The following is a 22,771-nucleotide window of genomic DNA, read 5'->3' as shown; positions in this document are numbered from 1 at the left end:
GGTGGCCACGTACACCAAGCTGGACCAGATCGACCTGCCCGCTGTGTCTGAGCGCTACGGGCTGCAGGACCCGCAACTGGAACCTCTCAAGGGCGGCGCGGCGAACTCCAGCTTCCACGTGTCCAGTCCATCCGGTGACTTCACGCTGACCATCCTCGACAACCACGACATCGTGAGCGCCCGGCGCCTGGCGACGTACACGCAGGCCGTGTATCGGCTGGGCGTGCCGACGACCGAGGTTGTTCCCGCCCTCGACGGAGCGCTGATCACCACCTTCGACGACGGCCGCCCGGTCATCCTCAAGAGGTGGATCCAGGGGGAGGTGCGTGAGCCGCTTCCGATTCCGTTGCTGCCCGAGGCGGGGCGCATCCTTGCGCAACTGCATGCCCTGAGGCCGGAGTCGGAAGGGCTCGGCGGCCTTCCCTGCGGCACGCGCCGCCTCTCGGCTGAGCAGTTGGACGCCATTCCGCAGTTCGCAGACCGGAAGTTTGCGGTGTGGCTCGCGGCTCGCCTGGAGCGGGTGCGCAGCGCCGAAGCCGACAGCGAGCGTTCTCGGAAGGTCGTACACGGGGACCTTTTCGCCGACAACGTGATCGTGCGTGACGATGGGGCTCTGTCCGTACTGGACTGGGAAACGGTCTCGCTTGACGATCCCCTGCTGGATCTCGGCATGACGGCGGTCGGACTGGCGGCGGAGGATGACGTCCTGGTGCCCGAACGGCTGAGTGCTCTGGTGACGGGGTATCAGGCTTTTGCGCCCCTGTCGGAGGCAGACGCAGCCGCATTGCCCCTGGAGATCGAGCACGCGGCGTGCATTATCGCCTTCCATCGCTACTACCGGCACAACGTCCGGTTTCCCGACCCGAACAAGAGCACCTACCACTTGAAGATGATCAAGTTCGTGGAATCCGTGCGAGCCGCGACTCGGGCCAGCCAAAATTGAGGGGGTGAGCTGGCGAGAACCCTCGCCCCTTCACCTGGACGAAGAGCGCCGACGAGATCTTCGATCGCCGCCCCCCTCGCATATCTTGATCGAATTCCCAGCGGAGGGCGTCTGGATGACGGATTCTATGGGGATTGCTGGTGATAGCCCATCAGCGCCCGCATCACGGGTCTAGAGTCCTCGGTGACCGACCGGTTACCGGTGGTGGGCTCGGGGCGAAGGGGCGTGGAGTGATCGAGCTGGCCAGTGTGATCAGGGATTTGCGGGAGGAGTTGGAGCAGGCGGTCGTCGCGGCGAAAGATGCGGCGCTGCGCTTCGAATTGGGGACGATCGAGCTGGAGGTGTCGGTCGCTCTGGAACGCACCGGGCACGCGGGGGCGAAGGTGCGGTTCTGGGTGGTGGAGTCCGGTGCGGACGCGACGGTCGGCGCCACCTCGACCCAGCGCATCACACTGGCCTTGCAGCCGACCCTCACACGGCCGGACCACCCGGTGTACGTCTCCGGAATCACCGGCAAAAACGAGCAATGAATCCCGCGGGCGGCAGGGCGGCCGAGCCGGACGGGCTGGACGCGGGGCGAGTGGTCCAGGTCCTCACCACGCGGCGGGCGGGCCCGGGACGGCGTGGGTCGGGCTATCGGGTGAGTGGGCATGCGGTGCTCACCGCCGCGCATGTGGTGAGTGACGCGGTCTCCGTACGGCTGCGGTTCTTCACCGAGGACGGTGGCACGACGGAGTTGTCCGGCGAGCCGGTCTGGGCGGACGCGGCGATGGATATCGCGGTGCTCAGGATCGCGAGGGAAGCGAGCGCCGGCGGGCCGGGCGCCGCCGAGGTCCCGCCGGTGCGGTTCGCCGGGATCACGCGGCCCGTGGAGTGCGAAGCGCTGGGTTTTCCACGGTTCCGGCTGCGCCTCGGTAATGCGTCGACGGACCATGACGATCCCACGTGGTACCGGGATTCTCACCACGCGCGCGGCACGACCACACCGTTGTCGTACCTGCGCGCGGGGAGCCTGGAGATCTCCGTGGAGCCTCCTGAGTACGACCCCGAGCCGGGCCGTTCCCCTTGGGAGGGGATGTCGGGGGCCGCGGTGTGGAGCGGCGGGTATGTGATCGGGGTGGTCAGCGAGCATCACCGCTTCGACGGGCTCGGCAGGTTCGCGGCAAGCCAGGTGAAGCGCTGGTACCGCCTCGCTCCGGACCGGATCAGCGCACTCAGCGATCTGATCGGCCTGCCGGCCGATGCCGACCGGCTCACCCAGCTCCCGCTGCTGTCGCCTCCGCGGCCGGAGGCACCGGGGCCGGACGACGCGCCGGAGGTGCAGGAGTCGGCCGGGAAGCTCGCCCGTGAGGTGTACGAGCAATGGCGTCGCGAGGGGCGGTGGCAGCCGGTGGGGGACCCGTCCCCGCTCGCCGTGCGCTTCGGGTGTACCGAGCGGAATGTGTTCGATCACTGGGCCAATATCCGCCGGGCCCCGTTCGGGACGGTCGCGGAGCCCCTCCCGCTGGACGGTCGGCTCGACCGGATCGTGGAGGTGTACGAGTCCATTCCGTCCCGTCGGCTGGTGGTGCTGGGGGAGGCCGGGTCGGGCAAGACGGTCCTGACGCTGCGTTTCGTCCTCGACCGGCTGAGGGCCCGCGCCGCCGGCGACCGGGTACCGGTGGTCTTCGGCCTGGGGTCATGGGATCCGGTCACCACCTCACTGGACGACTGGCTGTGCGGCCAACTGGTGCGCGACTACCCCTTCCTGGACGCTCCCGCCGGGCAGCGCGGGAACCTGGCCGGTCTCCTGCTCGACGAGGACAAGATCCTTCCTGTTCTCGACGGTTTCGACGAGATCGCAGGCGGCCTGCACGGTGCGGCGCTCCGAGCGCTCAACCGCACCACCATGCCGCTGCTGCTCACCACCCGCCCCGCGGAATACAGCCGGGCCGTGGAGGACAACGGCGTGCTCACCGAAGCCGCCGTCATCGAGCTGGCGGACCTCACCGTGGACGACTACGCCGACTACCTGCACCGGGGCAGCCGGCCGGTCAGAGACGGCGGCGAGGACAGTACCGCGTGGAAACCGGTCCTGGCCCGGCTGCGCGAAGAGCCGGACAGTGCGGGCGCGGCGAACCTCGTCAAGGTGTTCGCGACCCCGCTGATGGTCGCCCTGGCCCGCACCGTTTACCGAGGCACTCCCGGGCACCAGCCCTCAGATCTTCTGGACGTCGAGAAGTTCGCCTCCCCGGAAGCCCTGCAGGAGCACCTCCTGGCAGCCTTCATCCCCGCCGTCTACGACCCCACACCGACCGGCCGCGGTACCGGCCGTCGCCGCCGGCACCCCGAACGCGCCCAGCGCTGGCTCGGCTACCTCGCCGCGCACCTGCACGAACTCGACACCCGCGACCTCGCCTGGTGGGAACTGGGCACCACCATGCGCCTTTCCTCGCGCATGCTCGTCGTCGGGTTCCTGGCCGCACTGGCCTTCGGGGTGACGACCGGGATCGGGAACCTCCCCGTGGACTTGCTCGCGACCGAGCACGGGCTCGGGTTCGCGCTCGGTCGGGGCCTCACGGTCGGGCTCCTGCACGGGCTCCTCGCCGGGCTGGTCTTCGGATTCGTCTACGGATTCGTGTCCGGGGGCGCCCCACGTGAGCCGTCGCGCGTACGCCTGCAGATCTTCGGCGGGACCAGACAGACGCGTGCCAAGTTCCTCCCCAGGTCCCTGCTGGGCCTCGGGTTCGGGCTCTTGTTCGCGCTCGCGCTGGTGCTCATGGACAGGTGCCTGGTCGCGCCGCTGGGGTTCGACGACGGACTCGACGGCGGGCTCCTGGGCGCCATCCTGTTCCCGCTCGAACTCGGGCTCGGTGTCGGACTGGTGCTCGGCATCATGGCCTGGCTGGAAGCTCCCATCGAGATCGGATCCGCGGTCAGCGCCTCGGAATTGTTGAGCACGAACCGCAAGAACGTGCTCTTCCACATGTTCGTGTGGATGCTCGTGATCGGGCTCCCGGCCGGACTCGGATTCGGGCTCCTCTCCGACCCTGTCGGCGTGCTCATGCCCGGGCCCGTCCGCGGGCTCCTGGCCGGGCTCGTGTTCGGGATCGAGGCGGCGTTCGGGGGCGGGCTCGGATACGGGCTGAGTTTCACCGCTTGGGGGCAGTGGGTGGCCCTGTCGCGTATCTGGTTGCCGCTGACAGGCCGGCTTCCCTGGGCGGTGATCGCTTTTCTGGACGACGCTCACCGGCGAGGCGTATTGCGCCAGGCCGGCGCGGTCTACCAATTCCGCCATGCGCGGCTCCAAGACCACCTGACCCAGGTTTCCCAGCCGCACCACGCCTTTCGCCCATCGGGTTCGCCGGGCAGGGCAGACCCGGATCGTCCGGGGAACCGTCCGCGACCGGAAGGACGTCTTGATTCCGGTAACACCCGCCATTCGCGTCCCGATGGGACATGCAGCGGAACAACTCACGGGGGTGCCAATTGGCTGCCAGGCGCAGGACGGGAAAGCCGAGGGTGAGGATCGCCCTCGGGGTGGTGACGGCATTAGGGGTCGCCGTCGGAATCGTGGGAGTTTCCGGAGCCGGCACCGCGGCCGCACAACCGGCTTCCCGGACGATGAAGTACACCTGCAAAGTCCCGGTGATCAAAAACCAGCCGTTAACGGTGAAGATCGACGCGGATATTCCGGAGTCGGTCACCGCCCACGAAGCCAGCCGTAAATTCGCCATCGGTGCGCGGACGACAGTGGACGCGGGTCTTACGGCGAAGCTCCGCTTGATCGGTGTGAAGACCGTCGAGGGCACGGTGGCCGCGAACGTCGGCGTGTCCGCGCCGCAAGGCGACAGGCGCATCAGGGTTCCCCTCGGCATCGCCAAGACCGGCGTCCCGGCATCCGGTTCCTTCACGGTCGCGGCGACCGGCGCCGCGCCCGCTCTCACTTTCAGCCGGCCGGGCACCGCGCGGATCACCGCCGGCGACATCTCCCTGCACGTCGTCGGGAAGAAGGCCGGCGGTGGCGTTCTGGGGCAGGCCGACGTGCGGTGCAGGCTGAACGCCGGACAGAAGGACGTCGTGGGGTCGTTCGAGATCACGGGAAAGGGGAAGGCCACCCGGTCGGCCACGTCCGGCGCTTCGGCCACGTCCGGCACTTCGGGCACGTCCGGCACTTCGGGCCCGTCCGGCGCTTCGGGCCCGTCCGGCACCTCGTCCACGTCCGGAACGTCGGGCACGAACGCCAAGGGCACGACGGCCTCGGGCGTCACACCCGAGCGGACCTCATCCGCGGCCCGTGGCGCGGCGGCGGGGACCACCGCGACCACCGGCCAGGAGACCGGTGACCTGGTTGTGCCGGTCATCGGCACTCTTGCCGCGGGCGCCGTCGCCTTCTGCGCCGGCTCGTGGCTGAGGAGCCGGCGCCGCGCCGCCGGCAGCCGCTGAGGAGACCGCCTTGCCGATCCCGGCCCCGGCGTCGGGATCCTGTCCGCTCCCGCCTGCTCGCCGCGCGGAGGCGCGCCGAGGTCCCTGGCGCGCCGTCATCCGCGACATATTCGCCCGGAGTGGCGGGGCCGGCCCTCACCTGCCAGGCGCATGCCGAGGAGACCGCCTGGACGGAGAGCCACGTGCCGCGCCGGTCCGGCCGTCCGGGCGCGTGGGCCCGCAGGGCGGGCCTCCGGTCGGCCGGACCGGCGCTCGTCAGGGAACGTAACACCCTTGCAATGTCTTGCGTAAGGTCTTGCAACAACTGGTTCCGGCGGCTAGAACCGTCAGCAACACTGGCGCCGTCGCCCCCACCGGCGCCTTTCAACGGCCTTCCGGGCACGGCGCGTTGCCGAGCGAGGTCACTCCACCCCCTCAGGAGGAACCGTGCTCCACCGGATCGGAAACGCCGCCCGCAGACCCATGGCTGCCGCGCTCGCCCTCGCGGCGGGCGCGGCGGCCTTCCTGACAGCACCACAGCCGGCGGCGGCCGCTCCGCCCGGCGCCAAGGACGTCACCGCCGTCCTCTTCGAGTGGCGCTACGACTCGGTCGCCGCGGAGTGCCGCAGCAGCCTGGGCCCGGCCGGATACGGCTACGTCCAGGTGTCGCCGCCCCAGGAGCACATCCAGGGCCCCCAGTGGTGGACCTCGTACCAGCCGGTCAGCTACAAGATCGCCGGGCGGCTCGGCGACCGTACGGCCTTCGCCGACATGGTCGCCGCCTGTCACGGCGCGGGGGTCGAGGTCGTCGCCGACACCGTCATCAACCACATGACGTCCGGCTCCGGCACGGGCACGGGGGGCTCCCCGTACACCAAGTACGACTACCCGGGCACCTACTCGGTCTTCGACTTCGACGACTGCACGGCACCCGTCTCGAACTACGCCGACCGCTGGAACGTCCAGCACTGCGAACTCGTCGGCCTCGCCGACCTCGACACCGGCGAGCCGTACGTCCGCGGCCGGATCGCCGCCTACCTCAACGACCTGCTGTCCCTGGGCGTCGACGGCTTCCGCATCGACGCCGCCAAGCACATCCCGGCCGACGACCTCGCCGACATCAAGAGCCGGCTGAGCGATCCGCACGCCTACTGGAAGCAGGAAGCCATCTACGGCGCGGGTGAGGCCGTCTCCCCGGCCGAGTACCAGAGGACCGGTGATGTGCAGGAGTTCCGCTACGCCCGTGACCTCAAGCGGGTCTTCCGGAACGAGAACCTCGCCTACCTCAAGAATTTCGGCGAGGGCTGGGGCTACCTCCCGTCCGCCGAGGCCGCCGTCTTCGTCGACAACCACGACACCGAGCGCGGCGGCGACACCCTCACCTACCAGGACGGCGCCGACTACACCCTCGCCCACGTCTTCATGCTGGCCTGGCCCTACGGCTCACCGGACGTGCACTCCGGCTACGGGTTCACCGACCGGGACGCCGGGCCGCCCAACGGAGGGAAGGTGAACGCCTGCTGGCAGGACGGCTGGAAGTGCCAGCACAAGTGGCCCGAGATCGCGAGCATGGTCGCCTTCCGCAATGCCGTGCGCGGCGGTGCCGTCACCCACTGGTGGGACAACGGTGCCGACGCCATCGCCTTCGGCCGTGGCAGCAGCGGATACGTGGTGATCAACCACGAGACCACCACCCTCAGCCGCACGTTCCAGACCTCGCTGCCGGCCGGCGGCTACTGCGACGTGCAGAGCGGCCGGGCGGTGACGGTGGACGGCTCGGGCCGCTTCGCCGCCACGCTGGGCCCGGACACCGCACTCGCCCTGCATACGGGGGCACGCACGGGCTGCTCCTGATCCGGCCGCGGGCCGCCGCGCGCATTTCCGGCCCGCCTCTTTGCCTGCGGGGCGCGCAGGCCCGCGCGCCCCGCACCACCACCCCCGTACGACCCCCGAAGGAGCCTCTTCGTGAACGGCCCCCTGCGCCGTACCGTCGCCGCCATGGCGCTGGTCCTGTGCGCCGCCGCTCTTCCCGCCGCGTCCTCCGCGAGCGCCGCGCCGGCGTCCGCGCCGCCTCCCGCTGACCAGGCCCTGGCCCAGTGGATCGACCGCGACACCGTCGTCTGGAAGGGCGCGGAACACACCACCTCCCAACTGGAGTTCGGGGCGCACGGCCGGCGCATCCGGCTCACCCCCGGCACCCTCAGCCCGTCCGAACGGCTCGCCTATCCGCATCTGACGGGCCACCCGGCCTTCACCGTCGACCCCCGTGACCGCCGTCTCGCCCGTACCGCACTGCGCGGCAAGCTGCTCGCCACCCAGCGCACGGCCGACGGGGGGCGTGCCACCACCGGCGTCCAGATACCCGGCGTCCTGGACGACCTCTACGGCGCCCGCGCCCGGCACGCCGTGCTCGGCCCGGTCTTCCGCCACGGCCGTCCCACCCTCTCCGTCTGGGCCCCCACCGCCCGCACGGTCGCCCTCGAACTCGACGGCCGCAGGGTCCCGATGCGGCGCGACGACACCACCGGCACCTGGCGCGTCACCGGCCCCCGCGACTGGACCGGAAAGCCGTACCGCTACCTCGTCACGGTCTGGGCGCCCACCGTCGGCAAGACCGTCACCAACAAGGTCACCGACCCCTACTCCACCGCGCTGACCGCCGACTCGGCCCGCAGCGTGGTCACCGACCTCGACGACCCGGAGCTCGCCCCGCCCGGCTGGCCGGGGCTGACCAAGCCCGCCGCGGTACCGCTGCGCCGCGCCCGCATCCAGGAGCTGCAGCTCCGCGACTTCTCCGTCGAGGACCGCACCTCCCGCCACCCGGGGCAGTACCTCGCCTTCACCGACCGCCGCTCCGACGGCATGCGGCACCTCGCCTCCCTCGCCCGGTCCGGCACCTCCTACGTCCACCTCCTGCCGGCCTTCGACTTCGCCACCACACCCGAGCGGCCCGCCGGCCAGTCCCGCCCCGGCTGCGACCTGGCCTCCTACGCCCCCGACTCCGACCGCCAGCAGGACTGCGTCGGCAAGACGGCCGGCCGCGACGCCTACAACTGGGGCTACGACCCGCTCCACTACACCGTCCCGGAGGGGTCCTACGCCTCCGACCCGGGCGGCCCGGCCCGCACCGTCGAGTTCCGCCGCATGGTCCAGGGCCTCAACGGCGCCGGACTGCGGACCGTCATGGACGTCGTCTACAACCACACCGCCGCGAGCGGCCAGGACCCGCACTCCGTCCTGGACCGCATCGTCCCCGGCTACTACCAGCGGCTCATGGACGACGGCGGCGTCGCCACCTCCACCTGCTGCTCGGGCACCGCTCCCGAACACACCATGATGGGAAAGCTCGTCGTCGACTCCGTCGTCACCTGGGCCAAGGAGTACAAGGTCGACGGCTTCCGCTTCGACCTCATGGGGCACCACCCCAAGGCCAACATCCTGGCCGTCCGGAAGGCCCTCGACGCACTGACCCCCGAGAAGGACGGCGTCGACGGCAAGAAGATCATCCTCTACGGCGAGGGCTGGAACTTCGGCGAGGCCGCGAACGACGCCCGCTTCGTCCAGGCCACCCAGCGGAACATGGCCGGCACCGGCATCGCGACCTTCAGCGACCGGGCCCGGGACGCGGTCCGCGGCGGCAGCCCCTTCGACGGCGACCCGCGCGTCCAGGGCTTCGCCTCGGGCCTCTACACCGACCCCAACTCCTCGGAGGAGAACGGGAGTCCGGCCGAGCAGCGCGCCCGGCTCCTCCACTACCAGGACCTCATCAAGGTCGGTCTCACCGGCAACCTCGCCGACTACACCTTCACCGACACCACCGGCCACCGCGTCAAGGGCTCCCGGATCGACTACAACGGCGCCCCGGCCGGCTACGCCGCCGCCCCCGGTGACGCCCTCGCCTACGCCGACGCCCACGACAACGAAACCCTCTACGACGCCCTCGCCTACAAGCTCCCGCCGCGCACCGGCGCCGCCGACCGCTCCCGTATGCAGGTGCTCGCCCTCGCCACCGCCGCCCTTTCGCAGGGCCCGGCGCTCTCCCAGGCCGGCTCCGACCTCCTGCGCTCCAAGTCCCTGGACCGCAACTCCTTCGACAGCGGCGACTGGTTCAACGCCCTGCACTGGAACTGCGCCGACGGCAACGGCTTCGGCCGCGGACTGCCGCCGGCCGCCGGCAACAAGGACAAGTGGCCCTACGCCCGGCCCCTGCTGGCCGACCCCGCGCTCCGCCCCGGCTGCACCGCGATCCACCAGACCTCCGCCGCCTACCGCGACCTGCTGCGCATCCACGCCACGGAACCGGCCTTCGGCCTTCCGACCACCGCCCGGGTGCAGTCGGCGCTGTCCTTCCCGCTCTCCGGGAAGGACGAGACCCCCGGTGTGATCACCATGCGGCTCGGCAACCTCGTCATCGTCTTCAACGCCACCCCGGACCGCCAGGACCAGACCGTCCGCGCACTCGCGGGCGAGCGCTATGCCCTGCACCCCGTGCAGGCCCATGGCGCGGACCGGATCACCGCCGCTGCTGCGTCGTACGCGCGGACGTCGGGCACCTTCACCGTGCCGGCGCGCACCGTGGCGGTATTCCGGCGTGGTTGAGATCGTCACCGTCGTCGGCGAGCCGGAAGGTGATCTCATCTTGCGGCGGGCCGGGTCCGCTGCGCGGGCTGTGGGTGTCAACGGGCGTCGGCAGCGCCGGGCTCACGGTCCGTGGGGCGCTCCTCGCCATCGGCCGGCGGTCCGTCGAGGTCCATGACCGGCCGTAGCGCTCCCAGCAGGGCGCCGACGCACATGTCGTGCAGTTCGGCGCGGCTGAACGCCTGGTGCGCCAGCCAGTCCACGCACAGGGTGCGGACGAACACCAGCCAGCTCATCAGTGCCGCCGACACCATCTGGCGGGGGCCCTCGCCGAGCAGCGTGGAGTCGAGCAGCCGCCGTCGCAGCTCGGCCAGCTCGTCGGTGATGACGGCCTGGATCACCGGGTCACCGGCGAGCACCCGGTTCGCCGCGAGCACGGTGTTCCGGTGCGCGACGAAGTAGTCGATGTGCGCGTCGAGTCCGGCGGACAGCTGCTCGCGCACCGGGCGGTCCGGGTCGAGTTCCGTCCGGGCCAGCAGCCGGTCGGCGGCCTGTTGGTAGACCGCGGCGAACAGATCGCGCTTGTTCGGGAAGTAGCGGTAGAGCAGCGCGCGGGAGACGCAGGCCCGTTCGGCGACCTCCTCCATGAGCACCTCGTCGTACGGCTTCGCGGCGAAGAGCTGGGCGCCGACGCCGAGCAGTTGGCGTCGGCGCTCGGCGGGTTGGAGTCTGCGGCGCGCGGTCACACTTCCAGGCTACTTGACACCTGTCTACTACCGGTCGTACGTTCCCCGCTAGTAGACAGGCATCCACTAGCGGGGAAAGGTGGCCGCCTCATGGCCGGACTTCTCAAGTGGCTGGTGCTGGCGATGGGGGCTGCCTGCGCGGCGATCGGCGTCTTTCATCTCGCGCTCGGCATCGACTCGGTGCCGGGCGAGGGCGCGGCCGGCGCGACCGTCGACAGCCGGGAGCGGTACTACGGAGCCGTCTTCCTCGGCTACGGCCTCGCCTGGATCTGGGCGGCACGGCAGTCGCCGGTCCCGTCCACGGCGGTGCGGTGGCTCGCCGGCATCTTCCTGCTCGGGGGCATCGGCCGGCTGCTGTCGATGGCGGTCCACGGACCGCCGCAGAGCTTCCAGATCGTCCTGACGGTCCTCGAACTCGCCCTGCCGCCGCTGTACTTCTGGCTGTCGGGCGCCGACGAGCGAGTGGCCGACGCGGCGGGCGGTGCACGATGATGTGAGGATGTCCGCAGACTCCCGCGCCCATTCGTTCAACGCGGCCGCTGACCAGTACGCGGCCGGCCGGCCTTCGTATCCGCCCGCGCTTTTCGATTTCGTCGAACAGGTCATGCGCCGGCCCCTGGCGGGTGCCCGCGTCGCCGATGTCGGCGCGGGCACCGGAATCGCCACCGCTCTGCTGCGTGCGCGCGGGGCTGACGTGACCGGTGTGGAGCCGGGCGATGCCATGGCCGCCCGGTTCCGCACCGGGCTCCCGGACGTACCGATCGTGCGGGGCGACGGCAACGCCCTCCCGCTCGCGGACGCCTCCCACGACCTCATCACCTACGCGCAGTCCTGGCAGTGGACCGACACCGCCCGCTCGGTCCCGGAGGCGCTGCGGGTCCTGCGCCCGGGCGGTGCGCTCGCGGTCTGGTGGAACACCACCGCCTTTGACGTGCCCTGGATCCGTGCACAGCACGAGCGGATCGCGCACCACTGCGGAGTGGCACCCTCTCCCCGGGCGCGTCCCGACGACGGCGACGCCATCCGGCTCGCGGGCCTGTCGGGGCTCCGGGCCGTGCGCCGCCGGGTGCGGTGGAGCCGCACGGTCCCGCTCGACACACACCTCGCCAACATCACCAGCCGCTCGGCGTTCCTGGTCCTCGCCGAGGACGACAGGCGGTCCTTTCTCCGCGTGGAGCGCGAGCGACTGCGCGAGCTCTTCCCCGACGGAGCGGTGGAAGAGGCCTATGTGGTGGACCTGTTGGTGGCCACCCGCCCGTGACCTGCACGGAGGCTGCAGACGTCTGTCCGGGATCCGTGGCGCGATGCGCTAGCCCACCGCCCCGACCTCCTTCCCGTTCGCCAGCCGGCCCTTCAGTTCCGCCCGGTCGCCCGACTTCGCCGGGAGGGTCAGCAGGCGGCCGGGGGCCTGGCCGTGTACGTCGCCGGTGGTGGTGATCGAGGTGACCTGGCTGCTGCCCGCGGCCAGTAGCCACCACTGACCGGTGGCGGACTTCCACAGCACCCCGGCCAGGGCCCGCGGTGCCCGGGGACCGCAGGCCGTACCGCCCTCGGCGCGGGCCGCCACCGTGCCGGGTGCGTAGGGCCGGCCGCCCGCTGCCGGTGTCTGGATCTGGGCCATCGTCCGGCTGCCCGGACCGCGCCAGGTCTCGGCGCGGGTGCACAGCCACGCCGCGCTGCCCGCGCCCCCGGGCAGCGGCTGGTGGGCGAACTCCCAGGCGTTCACCGCGCGGACGCCCTGGCCGCGCACCGCGGCAAGCTGGCAGGCCGTGCGCGCCCAGGCCGTCCTGGCGCGCGGGGCGGTCACCTCGCGCGGCTTGCGGGGGGTGCCGTACGTCAGCCGGGCCGGGGCCAGTTCACCGAGGTCGGTGAGCAGGCGGCCGCCCATCCGCAGCGCCGGCCAGGTCGTGCACGTCGCCGCGGGCCGCGGTGTGGGCACCGGACCGGTCGTGCCGTCGGCCCCGATCCGCAACCGGCTGCCCGGCTCGTCCGGCTTGATCAGATCGACCAGCCGCGCGGACTTCACCCACGGCGCGGTCAGATACCGGACATTGCCCTGCGTACGGCTCACGACCAGCGCGCTCGCGGAATCCGCCGCCGCGCCGTCGGTCCGCGCGAAGTCCACCGCCGCGCCGGTGCCGTCGCTCTGCCCCTCGCCGTTTGCCGCCTCCGCGTAGCGCACCACCCGCAGCCCGTCGTGCAAGAGCACCACGACGACGTGGTCCACCACGCCCGCGAAGAGCAGTTGGGCCGGGCCCGCGGCCGGTCCTGTCGGGGTGCCGGGCGTCGCCGAGACCGGGACCCCGGCACCGGGCCTGGCCCACACGGCCAGCGCCCGCCGCAGCAGCGCCTTGTCGTGGATCCGGTCGCCGCGGGCGGGCCAGGCCGAGAAGTCCTGCCGGGCGGCGTTCTTCCAGGCGGTCGCCGAGGTCACCATGAGCTTGCCGGGGTCCAGGGCCGCTTCGGACGCCGCGTTGCGTGCGTACGGCGGGGCGGCGGCGCCGTCCGGACCCCAGCCGTCGCCCGGCATCCCCAGCAGGGCCCCGCACACCAGCACCGCCACCCCGGCGGTCAGCACCGCCCGGCCGTGCTGCCGCCGCCGGATCAGATCCGTCGGCCTGGCCTGCAATGCGCACGGATCGAACTCCGGCGACTCCAGCAGCGACCGGTCCCGGCTGCCGGCCGGCGTGGCGGCCCGCTCCGCCTCGTCCAGCGCCGCACGGGGGTGTGCCACGCCGACGGCCTCCAGCACCCGGCGCGTCTCGGGGCTGCTCAGCCGTTCCAGATCGCGCAGCACGAACGCCGCCCGCCCCGGGCCGGACAGCGCCGACAGCGCCTGGTCCAGCGCGAGTTCATCGGCCCCGCCGGAGCGCGGGAACAGCCGCAGGCCCCAGACCTGGGGGAACGGGGGCGGCACCGCCGGCAGCCACCGGCGCGAGCGGCCGGCGGCCAGGGCGGCCCGCAGGACCCGCAGCCGTACGAAGGCATAGCCGGGGTCGATCGCCGCGTCCGTGCCGGCGCGCTGGGCGGGCAGTCCCAGGCCGCGGGTGGAGCTGCGCTGGCGCGGCAGGGTCCGCTGCACGACGGCATGCGCGGCCAGCACCCGCCGGCCGCGGCTCTGGCCCGGCGGCAGGACGAGGTAGGCCAGCCGGACCAGCCGGGGGTAGTGCTCGACCAGCGCCGCCTCGGCCTGCTCGACGTCGATGACGTCACCGATGTCCTCAAGGCTGCCGGGGGAGGTGCGGTCCGGACGCTGGGGTGTCGCTTGCTGCTGCTTCACGTTCGGTGAAACGAGTGATTCCTGTGATGGTCACCGGCCCTCCGGGGCGCCCTGACGGGTGACGACCACACGGCCGCGGCCACCGCGTTGGGTGGACCGCGGTGGCCGCAATGACTGCCGGACGGGCCGGCTTCGGTGCTGCACGTCGGGCTTCGGTGCTCTGCAGGTCGGACTTCGGCGCTGCAGGCCCGGCTTCAGCGCTGCAGGTCGAACTCGCCGTCGCGCGCGCCGAGTACGAACGCCCGCCACTCCGCCTCGGTGTAGCGCAGTACCACATCGGGGTCCGTGGAGTTGCGCATGGCCACCGCGCCCCGCTCCAGGAAGGCGATCTCCACGGCCTCCTCGGCGTCTCCGGGGGCGCGCTGCCAGGTGGCGTCGGAAATGTCGAGGGCGTAGAGCCACTCCTTCTCAGCTGCGGCACTCATACCGTGATCCCCTCGCTCGTGGTGCGTTCCCGGTCAGGGTACGCGGCGGTCAGGCGAGCTTCCAGCGGCGGAATTCCGCCGTCCCGCGGTCCCCCGTCGAGGAGTTGGCGGCACACTGGTGCAGACCGGTGTCCTGGCGGGCGGCGGCTCCGGGGACGGTGACGGTGGCGATCTCGTGCCAGGTCGCGCCGTCGTCGGTGGAGCAGGAGCCGGTATAGGTGCCCGCGGCCCCGGCGTCCTTCCCGCGGGTGAGGCGGAGCAGGACGGGCGCGGCGACGCCGGTGATCCGCCGGTAGGTGTCCAGGGTGCCGTCGCCGTTCGCGTCGTAGGACAGCACGGCGCCGTTGGCGGGGGTCACGGAGAGGTTGAGGAAGCCGAGGGCGTCCGCGGCATCCGCAGCGCCTGTGGCTGAGGAGGCGTCCGGGGCGGACGGGGCGCTCGGGGCGGACGGCGCGGTGAGGCGGTTGCGGACGACGAGGCCGGCGCGGGCCCAGGGGCCGGTCGGGTCCTGGGAGGTCACCTCGACGGTGACCGAGCCGCCCGCGGTGAGCGCGCCCGGCCGGTAGACCGCGCCGAACTCGGCGGTGGCCTTCCACAGGTCGGCGCCGCCGCCGTTGACGGCCAGCCGGTCGCCCAACTGGCCGAAAACCGCCGCATTGGTGGTGACGGTCCGCAGCTCGTCGTCCAGCGGCCCCGCCACGTACAGGGTGCCGTGCCGCGCCGCGCGGATCCGGGGTTCGCCCTTCGGGCCGTAGTCGACGGCCAGGTCGTACGGGAGCGGGTGCAAGGGGGTCTTGAGCGGACCGGCGGGGGCGGTGACCTGCCAGCGGGCGCGGCCGGTGCCGCCGGGCGGGAGCGAAGGCAGCGACGCCGGGCCCGAAGCGGTGGCCGCGACGCCGGTCAGCGCGAAGTCCACCCGGCCGGTCGCCCGCAGCCCGTTGACGTTGCGCAGCGCCGCGGTGACGGTGGCCCGGCCGCCCGGCGGTAGCGCGGGCGGTTCGGCGGTGACCGTGACGGTGCCCTGGTAGGGGGCCTTGGCGAGGGTGTCGTGGACCCGCCGCGCGGTGCGGTACGCATCGGTCGTCGGGCGCAGCGGATGGGTGGTGCGCGCGCGGGTCCAGGGCTCTTCCCGGGCGTACCAGTCGAAGGTCTTCGGCGGCCGGTCCGCGGCCAGCGCGTCGGCCAGTTCGTCCAGGTACGCCTGCCACTGCGGGAGATGGACCTCGCGGATCAGGCCGTGCCAGTCGCGATTGGCGTAGTTGGCGAGCGAACCGCCGTCGGCGGTGGCCCGGTCCGCCCAGGTGGTGACCAGCGCCCGGGCGCTGTGTTCCAGCCGCGCCTCCTCCCCGGCGCCGGTCGCCATGGCCTTGGCCTGTGCCAGCCAGGGCCCCAGCAGGAACAGCCGGTGCGCGCCGGTGACCTCGTCGCACAGCCGCATCAGCCGCAGCCACAGCTCCGACAGCGCACGGAACGTCATACGGTCCTTGCGCAGGTAGGCCTCCTGAAGCTGCCCGATCAGCTGCCAGGACCGGTTGGCGAGGGCCTGCCGGGCGGCGTCCGTCAGATCGTGGCGGTAGGCGTCGCTGCCGCGCAGCGCGGGGCGGACCGTCAGCAGCGCGGCGAAGGCGGTGTCGAACGCCGCCGGGTCGAAGGCCGGGGTGTGGGTGGCGTAGACCGTGCCGGAGCGGGCGGCCAGCGAGGGGCGGGCGGCGAAGACCGAGTCGTGGGGCCGGCCGTCCTTGCTGGAGATCTCGTACGCGCTGGTGCGCAGTGCGGCGTACGCGGCGCGGGCCCCGTCGTCGCGGGCGCCGTAGCGCAGGTCGGCATAGCCGTCGAACCAGGCGGCGCGGTCCACCGGGCGCTCCCGCCAGGCCAGTTCGCTGAACAGCTCGAACGCGGCCGGGTCGCGTTCGGCGGCCTCCGGCATGTACGCGGTCCCGGCAAGCTTGCTGCCCGGTTTGTCGCGCCAGGTGGTGAAGCGCTCGGCCCAGATATGGGTCTTGGCGCCGAGGGTGGTGCGGCCGCCGAAGTTGGGGATCGAGCCGAAGGCGTACGGCACCCCGCCCCAGTCCCGTTCCCGGTCGGTGACCGTGTCCAGGTCGCTGAGGCCGTCCACGACCAGCATCCGGTCGTGGTCGACGGCGTCCAGCAGATCGCGCCGGGGATTGCCCTGCCAGCCCAGGATCACCCAGATGGCATCGGGGCGGGCGGCGCGCAGTGCCTTCTCGACGGCGCGGGCGGCCTCCGGCACGGGCACATCGCCCGGGTCGCCGCCCTCGTGCAGCAGGTCCATCTTGAAGTGGTCGGCGGGGCCGAGGAGTTGGTGCTGGTGGCGGTAGAAGGAGGCGGCGGCTGCGGCGAAGGCGTCGGTGCGCGGATCGAGCCAGTCGGGGCGCTTGAGGCCGGACCAGGTGCCCTGCGGCACGGTGCGCGCGCCGGGGTTGCGGGCGGCGAAACCGTCCGGGACGGTGCCGAAGTAGCCGGGCAGGACGGGGTGCATGCCGAGCTCGCGCAGCCGGTCGGTGATCCGGCGGCCCAGCCCGGCGCGCTTGTCGATCAGTTCGCGGCTGAGCGGGCCGCCGTAGCCGCTCATGTTCTGCAGCAGCCACCACGGCTGGTGCGAGGGCGCGGGAAGCCAGGCGCGGGCCTCGGCGTCAAAGTAGCCGGAGTCGGTCAGCAGCCGGTGGTAGACGGCCTCGGCGCCCGGGGTGACCAGCACCTCGTTCACCCCGTGCAGCGCCAGCACATCGATCAGCCGCTCCCAGTGCGGCCAGTCCGCGTACGGAGCGGTGTAGCCGTCGTGGGTGTCATTGAGGGCGAAGCGGTGGCGCAGCGAGGTGGACCGGTCGACCGGCGAGGCCGGGGCGGGCAGCCGGCCGGGGAGCTCCACCTGGTTGCCGGCCCAGGACAGATGGGCCCGGCAGGTGTACTTGAGGTACCAGTGGACGCCGGTCAGCAGGACGGCGGGGGTGGTCCCGGCGACCGTGATACGGCCCGCCCGGCCGTCCACCCGGAAGCGGTCGGCGCCGCCCTCCGGGGCGAGCGGCACCAGCTGGAACTGGTCGGCGTGCCGGGGCAGCAGCCGGGTCAGCGCGGCCCGCGCCGGTTCCGTGTCATACGCGGCTCCGGTGCCGTACGCCGTGCCGGTGTCATCCGTCGCTCCGGTGTCGTCCGCCGGTGCCCGCTCCTGGCGGCGGGCCAACCGCCCTACGGCCGCGGCGCCGGCGGCGGGAGCGGCCCCGCCGAGCGCCGCCCCGGCCCCGATCGCTCCGGCGGTTCCCAACAGTGCGCGTCGTGACGGTCGGCTCATGCGTGCTCCCACTGCTCGGTGGTAACAAACAGTCTCCGTGCGGGTGGCACGCTAACGGTCGCCCGGCCTCAGTCCAAGACGGTGTGCGGCGGGATGCGGCGGGATGCGGCGGGATGCGGCGGGACGCGGGGGATGAGGCGGGATGAGGCGGGATGCGGCCAGGCCCCGGACACACCGGCCGGGCCATCGGCCCGCACAGCCGCCGCGCGCCCGGCCCCGGAGCGCGGCGACCAGTGTTCCGCGGACCCTCATCCGTTCGCTCCCTGGGCTTCACGCGCCCGGCCGGCGGGCCCGGGAACAGTCTGCCGCGTAGAGAAGGGCCAGGTCATCGGGTTGCGCCCGTACCCAGGGCGTACCCGGACCACTGCGGAGCAGCGGAGCGGTGCACCGGCTGCTCGCTCCGTACGGCCCGTCGGCCCCGCTGTCTCACCGCCCGTCGACTCGCACAGCCTCCCCACTCCCCAAGGAGGGCTCTCATGAGCATGGCATCGACCGCGTCCACTGCCGTTTCCCGCACCGCTTCCGTTTCCCGCACGGCTGCCCTTCCCCGCACCGCCTCCGCTTCCGTTTCCCGCACGGCTGCCGTTCCCCGCACCGCCTCCGCTTCCGTGCCCGCTCCCGTCCCCACGCCCGCGGCTGTCCCCACAACCGTTCCCGCTCCCACAGCCGTTCCCGGCCGGGCACCCGCCGTTCCCGCTCCCACAGCCGTTCCCGGCCCGGCACCCGCCGTTCCCGGCCCCGCACCCGCTGACGACCCCGGCTACACCGCGGAGATCGCCGACACCCGCGAGCAGATCCGCGCCGCGCAGCGGCTGCGCCACCAGGTCTTCGCCGGCGAGATGGGGGCGACCCTGCACTCTCCGCTCGCCGGCCACGACATCGACGCCGTCGACGATCTCGCCGACCACCTCATCGTCACCCACACCGCCACCGGCGACGTCGTCGGCACCTACCGGCTGCTGCCGCCCGGCCGCGGCCCGCGGCTCTACTCCGACGGTGAGTTCGACCTCGGTGCGCTGGCGGAGCTGCGCCCCTCCCTCATCGAGGCCGGCCGCTCCTGTGTCCACCCCGCCCACCGCAACGGCGCCGTCATGACCCAGATGTGGGCCGCGCTCGCCCGCTACACCCTGCTCTCCGGCCACCGCTACCTCGCCGGCTGCGCCTCGGTACCGCTAGCCGACGGCGGTACCGCCGCCGCCCACGCCTGGGGCCTCGGCCGCTCCCGCTACGCCGCCCCGCCCGGGCTGCAGGTCACCCCGCACCACCCCTGGCACCCCTCCGTCCCCGTCCCCGCACGCCCCACCCTGGCCCAGCTGCCACCGCTGCTCCGCGGCTATCTGCGCATCGGCGCCTTCATCTGCGGCGCGCCCGCCCATGACCCCGAGTTCGACGTCGCCGACTTCTTCGTCGTCCTGGACATGGAACGGCTCGGCGACCGCTACCGCCGCTACTTTCTGGGGGAGCGGTGAACGGCCCCTGGGACGTCTGGTCCGACTGCACTCCGGACTGCGCCACCCACGCCCTGCCGCGGGTACCGGCGACCCGTATCGCCCGGCGCGGCGCCGCGTTCGCGCGCTGCGTACGGCGGGCGCTGACGGACGGGGAGCGGATGGCCGATCCGGTACGGCTGCGGGCCCACGCCGGGGCGCTGCTCGATGCGCTCGGAGTCCGCGTCAAGGGCGCGGCCGCGCTCACCGCGGGCGATCGCGACGGTGACGGCACCGGTCCTGGCTCCGGCCCTGGCTCCGGCACCGGCACCGGCACCGGCCTCGGCTCCGGTCCTGGCTCCGGCCTCGGCACCGCCAACGGCCCTGGCCCTGGCCCCGGCACCCTCATCGTCATCAACCACATCTCCTGGCTCGACATCCTCGCCCTGCTCGCCGTCGAACCGGTCACCCTGCTCGCCAAGCGCGAGGTCGGCACCTGGCCGGTCGTCGGCGGCCTGGCCCGCGGAGCCGGTACGCACTTCATCGACCGTACGAGCCCCCGCCGACTGCGGCACACCGTCCGGGAGGTGTCCGAACTGCTCGGCGCCGGGCGGTCGGTGGCGGTCTTCCCGCAGGCCACCACCTGGTGCACCGCCGACCGGGGCGGCTTCCGCCGGGCCACCTTCCAGGCCGCCCTCGACGCGGGCGCGCCGGTCCGCCCGGTGACTCTCGAATACACCCAGCAGGGCCTGCCCAGCACGGTCGCCGCGTTCTGCGGCGAGGACACCTTCGCCGCCTCGCTGCGCAGGGTGCTCGCCGCCCGGGCGCTGGCCGTTCGCGTCACGGCACATCCGGTGCTGAACCCGGCGGACGGGTTCTGGGACCGGCGGGAGCTGGCGGAGCGGGCGGCGCGCGCGGTGCTGGGCGGCCGGCCGGAGCCGGGTGCGGTGGCGGTCCCGGAGGCGGGCGCGGTCCCGGAGGCGGGCGCGGTTACGGAGGCGGGCGCGGTGGCAGTCCCCGAGGTCCCCGTACCGCAGGTTCCCGTGCCGGAGGTCCCCGTGCCGGAGGTTTTGGTACCGGGGCCCGCCACACCGGATGCCCCGGCCCGTGTTTGAGCAACTGGACCAGCTCACCGAGCCGCTGCAGGGCATGCTGGGCTCGCCCTGGCTGTGGCTGGTCGTCCTGTTGGTGTCCGGTCTCGACGCGCTGCTGCCGTTCATGCCGAGCGAGACCACCGTCGTTCTGCTCGCCGTACTCATCGGCCCCGACCTGCCGCTGCTCGCCCTGCTGGCGGGCGTGGCGGCGGCCGGGGCACTGGCGGGTGACTGCCTCGGCCATGCCGTGGGACGGTACGCGGGGCCGCGTGCGGTCGCCCGGCTGCTGCGGGGGGAGCGTGGCCGGGCCCGGCACTCCAGGGCCCGGGCGCTGGTCGAACGGCATGCCGCCCTGCTCATCATCGCCGGCCGCTTCCTGCCCGGCGGCCGGGTGATCGCCGCCCTGTCCACCGGGAGCGTCCGCTTCCCGCTGCGCCGCTTCGTCGCGCTGGACGCGGTGGGCGCGGGCATCTGGGCGGTGGGCAGCGCGGCGCTCGGAGGTCTGGGCGGCAGGGCGCTCACCGATTCCCCGGCCGAGGGGATGCTGCTGGCCTCCGGGGCCGGGCTGGTGGTGGCGGGCTGCGTGGGCGCTCTGCACCGCCGGTCCGCACCACAGGACGGGGAACGGGGCACGCCGAAGCGGTGCGGACCCCGGATACGCGCACTGTGAGACCGGGCGGGGGAGCGGTTCCCCCGCCCGGTCTCAAGGCCTCCCGGTCTTAAGGCCTCCCGGTCTTAAGGCCTCCCGGTCTCAAGGCCTCCCGGTCTCAAGGCCTCCCGGCCTCAGATGCCCGGCACGTACTTGTAGCCGACCCTCCGCACCGTCACGATCGACGCCCGGTGCGCGGCGCCCAACTTGCGCCGCAGCCGGGCGACATGGACATCGACGGTACGGCCGTCGCCGACGTGCCCGTAGCCCCACACCGTGGACACCAACTGGTCGCGGGTGTGCACCCGGTGCGGATGCGCGACCAGATGGGCCAGCAGCTCGAATTCGAGGTACGTCAGGTCCAGCGGTTGGCCCTGGACCTGCGCGGTGCGCTGTTCCGGGTCGATCCGCACGATCTCGTCGCCGGTCGGCGTGCTCACTCCGGGGCCGGCGGTGGCCGGCGGCGGGACGGTCGCGACCTGCTCGGCCGGTACGAGAACGAGGTAGCCGACCATCGGCGGCCGGCCCGGTAGCGCGGGCAGGCTGTGCTGCGGGGCCGGGAGCCAGGTGGCGCCCGAGTCCAGCAGCTCGGCGACCGAGGGGACGCCGGGGGGCGAGGCGCCTTCGCCCGGGGCCGAGGCGGGCGACGCGTGGGCCTCGTCCGGCGCCACGGCGCGCAGCCGGTGGCGCGGGGGGTGCGGGGGGTGCGAGGCGGGGTGGGCAGCGTGGGCGGGGAGGGGAGCCGTGGCGGAACCGGCGGTCAGGGTACGGAGGTTCGACATCGGAAGTCAGCTCTTTCGCGCAGAGGGGCGTCGGGGACGTCATGCGCGCGGGCAGGGCGTGAAACGCCGGTCAGCGGCGTCGATAAAGGGTGTGCGGGCCCGCGCTCAGTGCGCGCGGCAACACAGACGGTCGAATGCGTGCGCCTGCCGGGACGGCCAGAAAGGCTCGAGGTCGCTGCGACCTGTCGCGGTGTCGGTGAGGCTGGCCATGGGCCTATTGAACCAGACGGCCGGTGATCTGTCCCTCGTGCGGCGGACCCTGTGACGGGAGTCGCCGCACCCGAGCCGCGCAGGTGCCGGGACCGGGAGCGCCCGCACTCGCCTCGCCCGTACCCGTGTCACTTCGCTCCCGCCCGTCTCCCCCTTCCCGCCTGCATCCCTGTCCCCATCGCCAACCCGAGCGCCAGCGCCACCAGATGCCCGGCGTCGGTGAACGTGCGCCGGCGGCGCAGCACGGGCCAGGTCCCCAGTGCCAGCAGACCGGCCGTTGCCGCGGTGCGCGCGCCACGGTGCGGGACGGTGGCGGCCAGGGCGCCCACCGTGGCGTTGAAGCCGTAGCTGGCTCCGACGTCGATGGCCCGCGCGGTCGCGTCCGGCGGCTCCGCTCCCGTGGCCTCGGCGCCCTGAACGGCGCGGGCTCCGGCGCCGGTTGGGCGAGTTCCGTCCGGTGGCCGGCAGCGCAAGGCCGCATAGACCAGCAGACTGGCCCCCACGTGACCGGCCCCGAACACCCCTGCCGTACGCCAGGTGCCCCAGCGCGCCTCGGCCGTGCCGAGGGTGGCGAGCAGCGCGGCGCCGTAGGCCACCGGCAGCGGCTCCTCGACGAACGCCGCACTGGTGACCAGCGTCTGCCACCTTCCGGCCCGCAGATTGGCGACGTTGGTGGAGTGCGCCCGCAGCAGTTCCGTGCGCTGCCGTCCGGGCAGCCGCGCGGTGGCGTACGCCCCGAGCTGTACGGCACCGACATAGAGCGGCGCGGCCCAGGGCACGGCGACCGGCCGACCACGAGGGACGGCGGCCGCGGACGTCAGGACGCGCGATGCGGCCCGGGACAGGGGGCCACCGGGCGTCATCCGCGATGCGGCCCGTGACACGGGGCCACCGGGCGTCATCCGCGATGCGGCCGTCGGCAT

17 protein-coding genes are annotated in these 22,771 nt (G+C 73.0%); 11 read left to right on the top strand and 6 right to left on the bottom strand.

Going from position 1 to position 22,771, the window contains the following annotated elements; all coding sequences use genetic code 11:
• Position 1: 1 nt before the first annotated feature.
• The 6 genes from ACGFR7_RS12995 to pulA all read left to right on the top strand — a co-directional run bounded on the left by ACGFR7_RS12995 (position 2) and on the right by pulA (position 9,946).
• Positions 2-943, top strand: coding sequence for a phosphotransferase (locus ACGFR7_RS12995; RefSeq protein ID WP_393317160.1), 942 nt, complete (start codon positions 2-4; stop codon positions 941-943).
• Between the two features lie 230 nt (positions 944-1,173).
• Complete coding sequence (locus ACGFR7_RS12990; RefSeq protein WP_393317157.1) at positions 1,174-1,473, top strand: trypco2 family protein; 300 nt, start codon at positions 1,174-1,176, stop codon at positions 1,471-1,473.
• Positions 1,470-4,448, top strand: a complete 2,979-nt coding sequence (locus ACGFR7_RS12985; protein WP_393317155.1) for an NACHT domain-containing protein — start codon at positions 1,470-1,472, stop codon at positions 4,446-4,448. Before ACGFR7_RS12990 ends, ACGFR7_RS12985 begins: the two co-directional genes overlap by 4 nt.
• On the top strand, positions 4,445-5,368 hold the full coding sequence (locus ACGFR7_RS12980; RefSeq protein ID WP_393317153.1) for a DUF6801 domain-containing protein: 924 nt from the start codon (positions 4,445-4,447) through the stop codon (positions 5,366-5,368). The genes ACGFR7_RS12985 and ACGFR7_RS12980 overlap by 4 nt, the downstream gene beginning before the upstream one ends.
• Positions 5,369-5,794: 426 nt before the next feature.
• Positions 5,795-7,201, top strand: a complete 1,407-nt coding sequence (locus ACGFR7_RS12975) for an alpha-amylase family protein (protein WP_393317151.1) — start codon at positions 5,795-5,797, stop codon at positions 7,199-7,201.
• A 111-nt stretch (positions 7,202-7,312) separates the two neighbouring features.
• Positions 7,313-9,946, top strand: coding sequence for a pullulanase-type alpha-1,6-glucosidase (gene pulA, locus ACGFR7_RS12970; protein WP_393317148.1), 2,634 nt, complete (start codon positions 7,313-7,315; stop codon positions 9,944-9,946).
• Between the two features lie 77 nt (positions 9,947-10,023).
• On the opposite strand, the gene ACGFR7_RS12965 is transcribed toward pulA, so the two are convergent.
• Positions 10,024-10,671: a TetR/AcrR family transcriptional regulator gene (locus tag ACGFR7_RS12965; protein ID WP_393317145.1), complete on the bottom strand. Its 648-nt coding sequence runs from the start codon at positions 10,669-10,671 to the stop codon at positions 10,024-10,026.
• Between the two features lie 90 nt (positions 10,672-10,761).
• On the opposite strand from ACGFR7_RS12965, the gene ACGFR7_RS12960 reads away from it, so the two are divergent.
• Together ACGFR7_RS12960 and ACGFR7_RS12955 are read left to right on the top strand one after the other, a co-directional pair.
• Complete coding sequence (locus tag ACGFR7_RS12960; protein WP_393317143.1) at positions 10,762-11,163, top strand: DUF4345 domain-containing protein; 402 nt, start codon at positions 10,762-10,764, stop codon at positions 11,161-11,163.
• Positions 11,164-11,170: 7 nt separating this feature from the next.
• Positions 11,171-11,932, top strand: a complete 762-nt coding sequence (locus tag ACGFR7_RS12955; protein ID WP_393317140.1) for a class I SAM-dependent methyltransferase — start codon at positions 11,171-11,173, stop codon at positions 11,930-11,932.
• A 48-nt stretch (positions 11,933-11,980) separates the two neighbouring features.
• Here ACGFR7_RS12955 and ACGFR7_RS12950 read toward each other — a convergent pair whose 3' ends face one another.
• The 3 genes from ACGFR7_RS12950 to ACGFR7_RS12940 form a co-directional block, all read right to left on the bottom strand.
• A complete protein-coding gene (locus ACGFR7_RS12950; protein ID WP_393317138.1) occupies positions 11,981-13,951 on the bottom strand; it encodes a hypothetical protein in 1,971 nt (656 codons plus the stop codon).
• Positions 13,952-14,145: 194 nt separating this feature from the next.
• Positions 14,146-14,376 (bottom strand): DUF397 domain-containing protein, encoded by a 231-nt coding sequence (locus ACGFR7_RS12945; RefSeq protein ID WP_030083635.1) that lies wholly within the window; start codon positions 14,374-14,376, stop codon positions 14,146-14,148.
• A gap of 49 nt (positions 14,377-14,425) precedes the next feature.
• Positions 14,426-17,686, bottom strand: a complete 3,261-nt coding sequence (locus ACGFR7_RS12940) for an alpha-N-acetylglucosaminidase TIM-barrel domain-containing protein (protein WP_393317135.1) — start codon at positions 17,684-17,686, stop codon at positions 14,426-14,428.
• A 608-nt stretch (positions 17,687-18,294) separates the two neighbouring features.
• On the opposite strand from ACGFR7_RS12940, the gene ACGFR7_RS12935 reads away from it, so the two are divergent.
• The 3 genes from ACGFR7_RS12935 to ACGFR7_RS12925 are packed head-to-tail and all read left to right on the top strand — an operon-like array spanning position 18,295 to position 20,877.
• Complete coding sequence (locus ACGFR7_RS12935) at positions 18,295-19,155, top strand: GNAT family N-acetyltransferase (protein ID WP_393317608.1); 861 nt, start codon at positions 18,295-18,297, stop codon at positions 19,153-19,155.
• The gene (locus ACGFR7_RS12930; RefSeq protein ID WP_393317132.1) at positions 19,152-20,228 is read left to right on the top strand and encodes a lysophospholipid acyltransferase family protein; all 1,077 of its coding nucleotides are present in this window, start codon (positions 19,152-19,154) and stop codon (positions 20,226-20,228) included. The genes ACGFR7_RS12935 and ACGFR7_RS12930 overlap by 4 nt, the downstream gene beginning before the upstream one ends.
• Positions 20,221-20,877 carry a DedA family protein gene (locus ACGFR7_RS12925; protein ID WP_393317130.1) on the top strand — a complete coding sequence of 219 codons (657 nt, stop codon included), beginning with the start codon at positions 20,221-20,223 and terminating at the stop codon, positions 20,875-20,877. The genes ACGFR7_RS12930 and ACGFR7_RS12925 overlap by 8 nt, the downstream gene beginning before the upstream one ends.
• A 113-nt stretch (positions 20,878-20,990) precedes the next feature.
• Here the strand turns inward: ACGFR7_RS12925 and ACGFR7_RS12920 are convergent, their stop codons facing one another.
• Together ACGFR7_RS12920 and ACGFR7_RS12915 are read right to left on the bottom strand one after the other, a co-directional pair.
• Positions 20,991-21,638, bottom strand: a complete 648-nt coding sequence (locus ACGFR7_RS12920; RefSeq protein ID WP_393317127.1) for a winged helix-turn-helix domain-containing protein — start codon at positions 21,636-21,638, stop codon at positions 20,991-20,993.
• A 338-nt stretch (positions 21,639-21,976) separates the two neighbouring features.
• A complete protein-coding gene (locus tag ACGFR7_RS12915) occupies positions 21,977-22,771 on the bottom strand; it encodes a rhomboid-like protein (RefSeq protein WP_393317124.1) in 795 nt (264 codons plus the stop codon).

The sequence above is a fragment of the Streptomyces sp. NPDC048516 genome, assembly GCF_043199875.1.
In the GTDB taxonomy this organism is placed as follows: domain Bacteria; phylum Actinomycetota; class Actinomycetes; order Streptomycetales; family Streptomycetaceae; genus Streptomyces.
The sequence above is the reverse complement of the archived record's forward strand: the minus strand, read 5'-3'. Positions and strand labels throughout refer to the sequence as shown.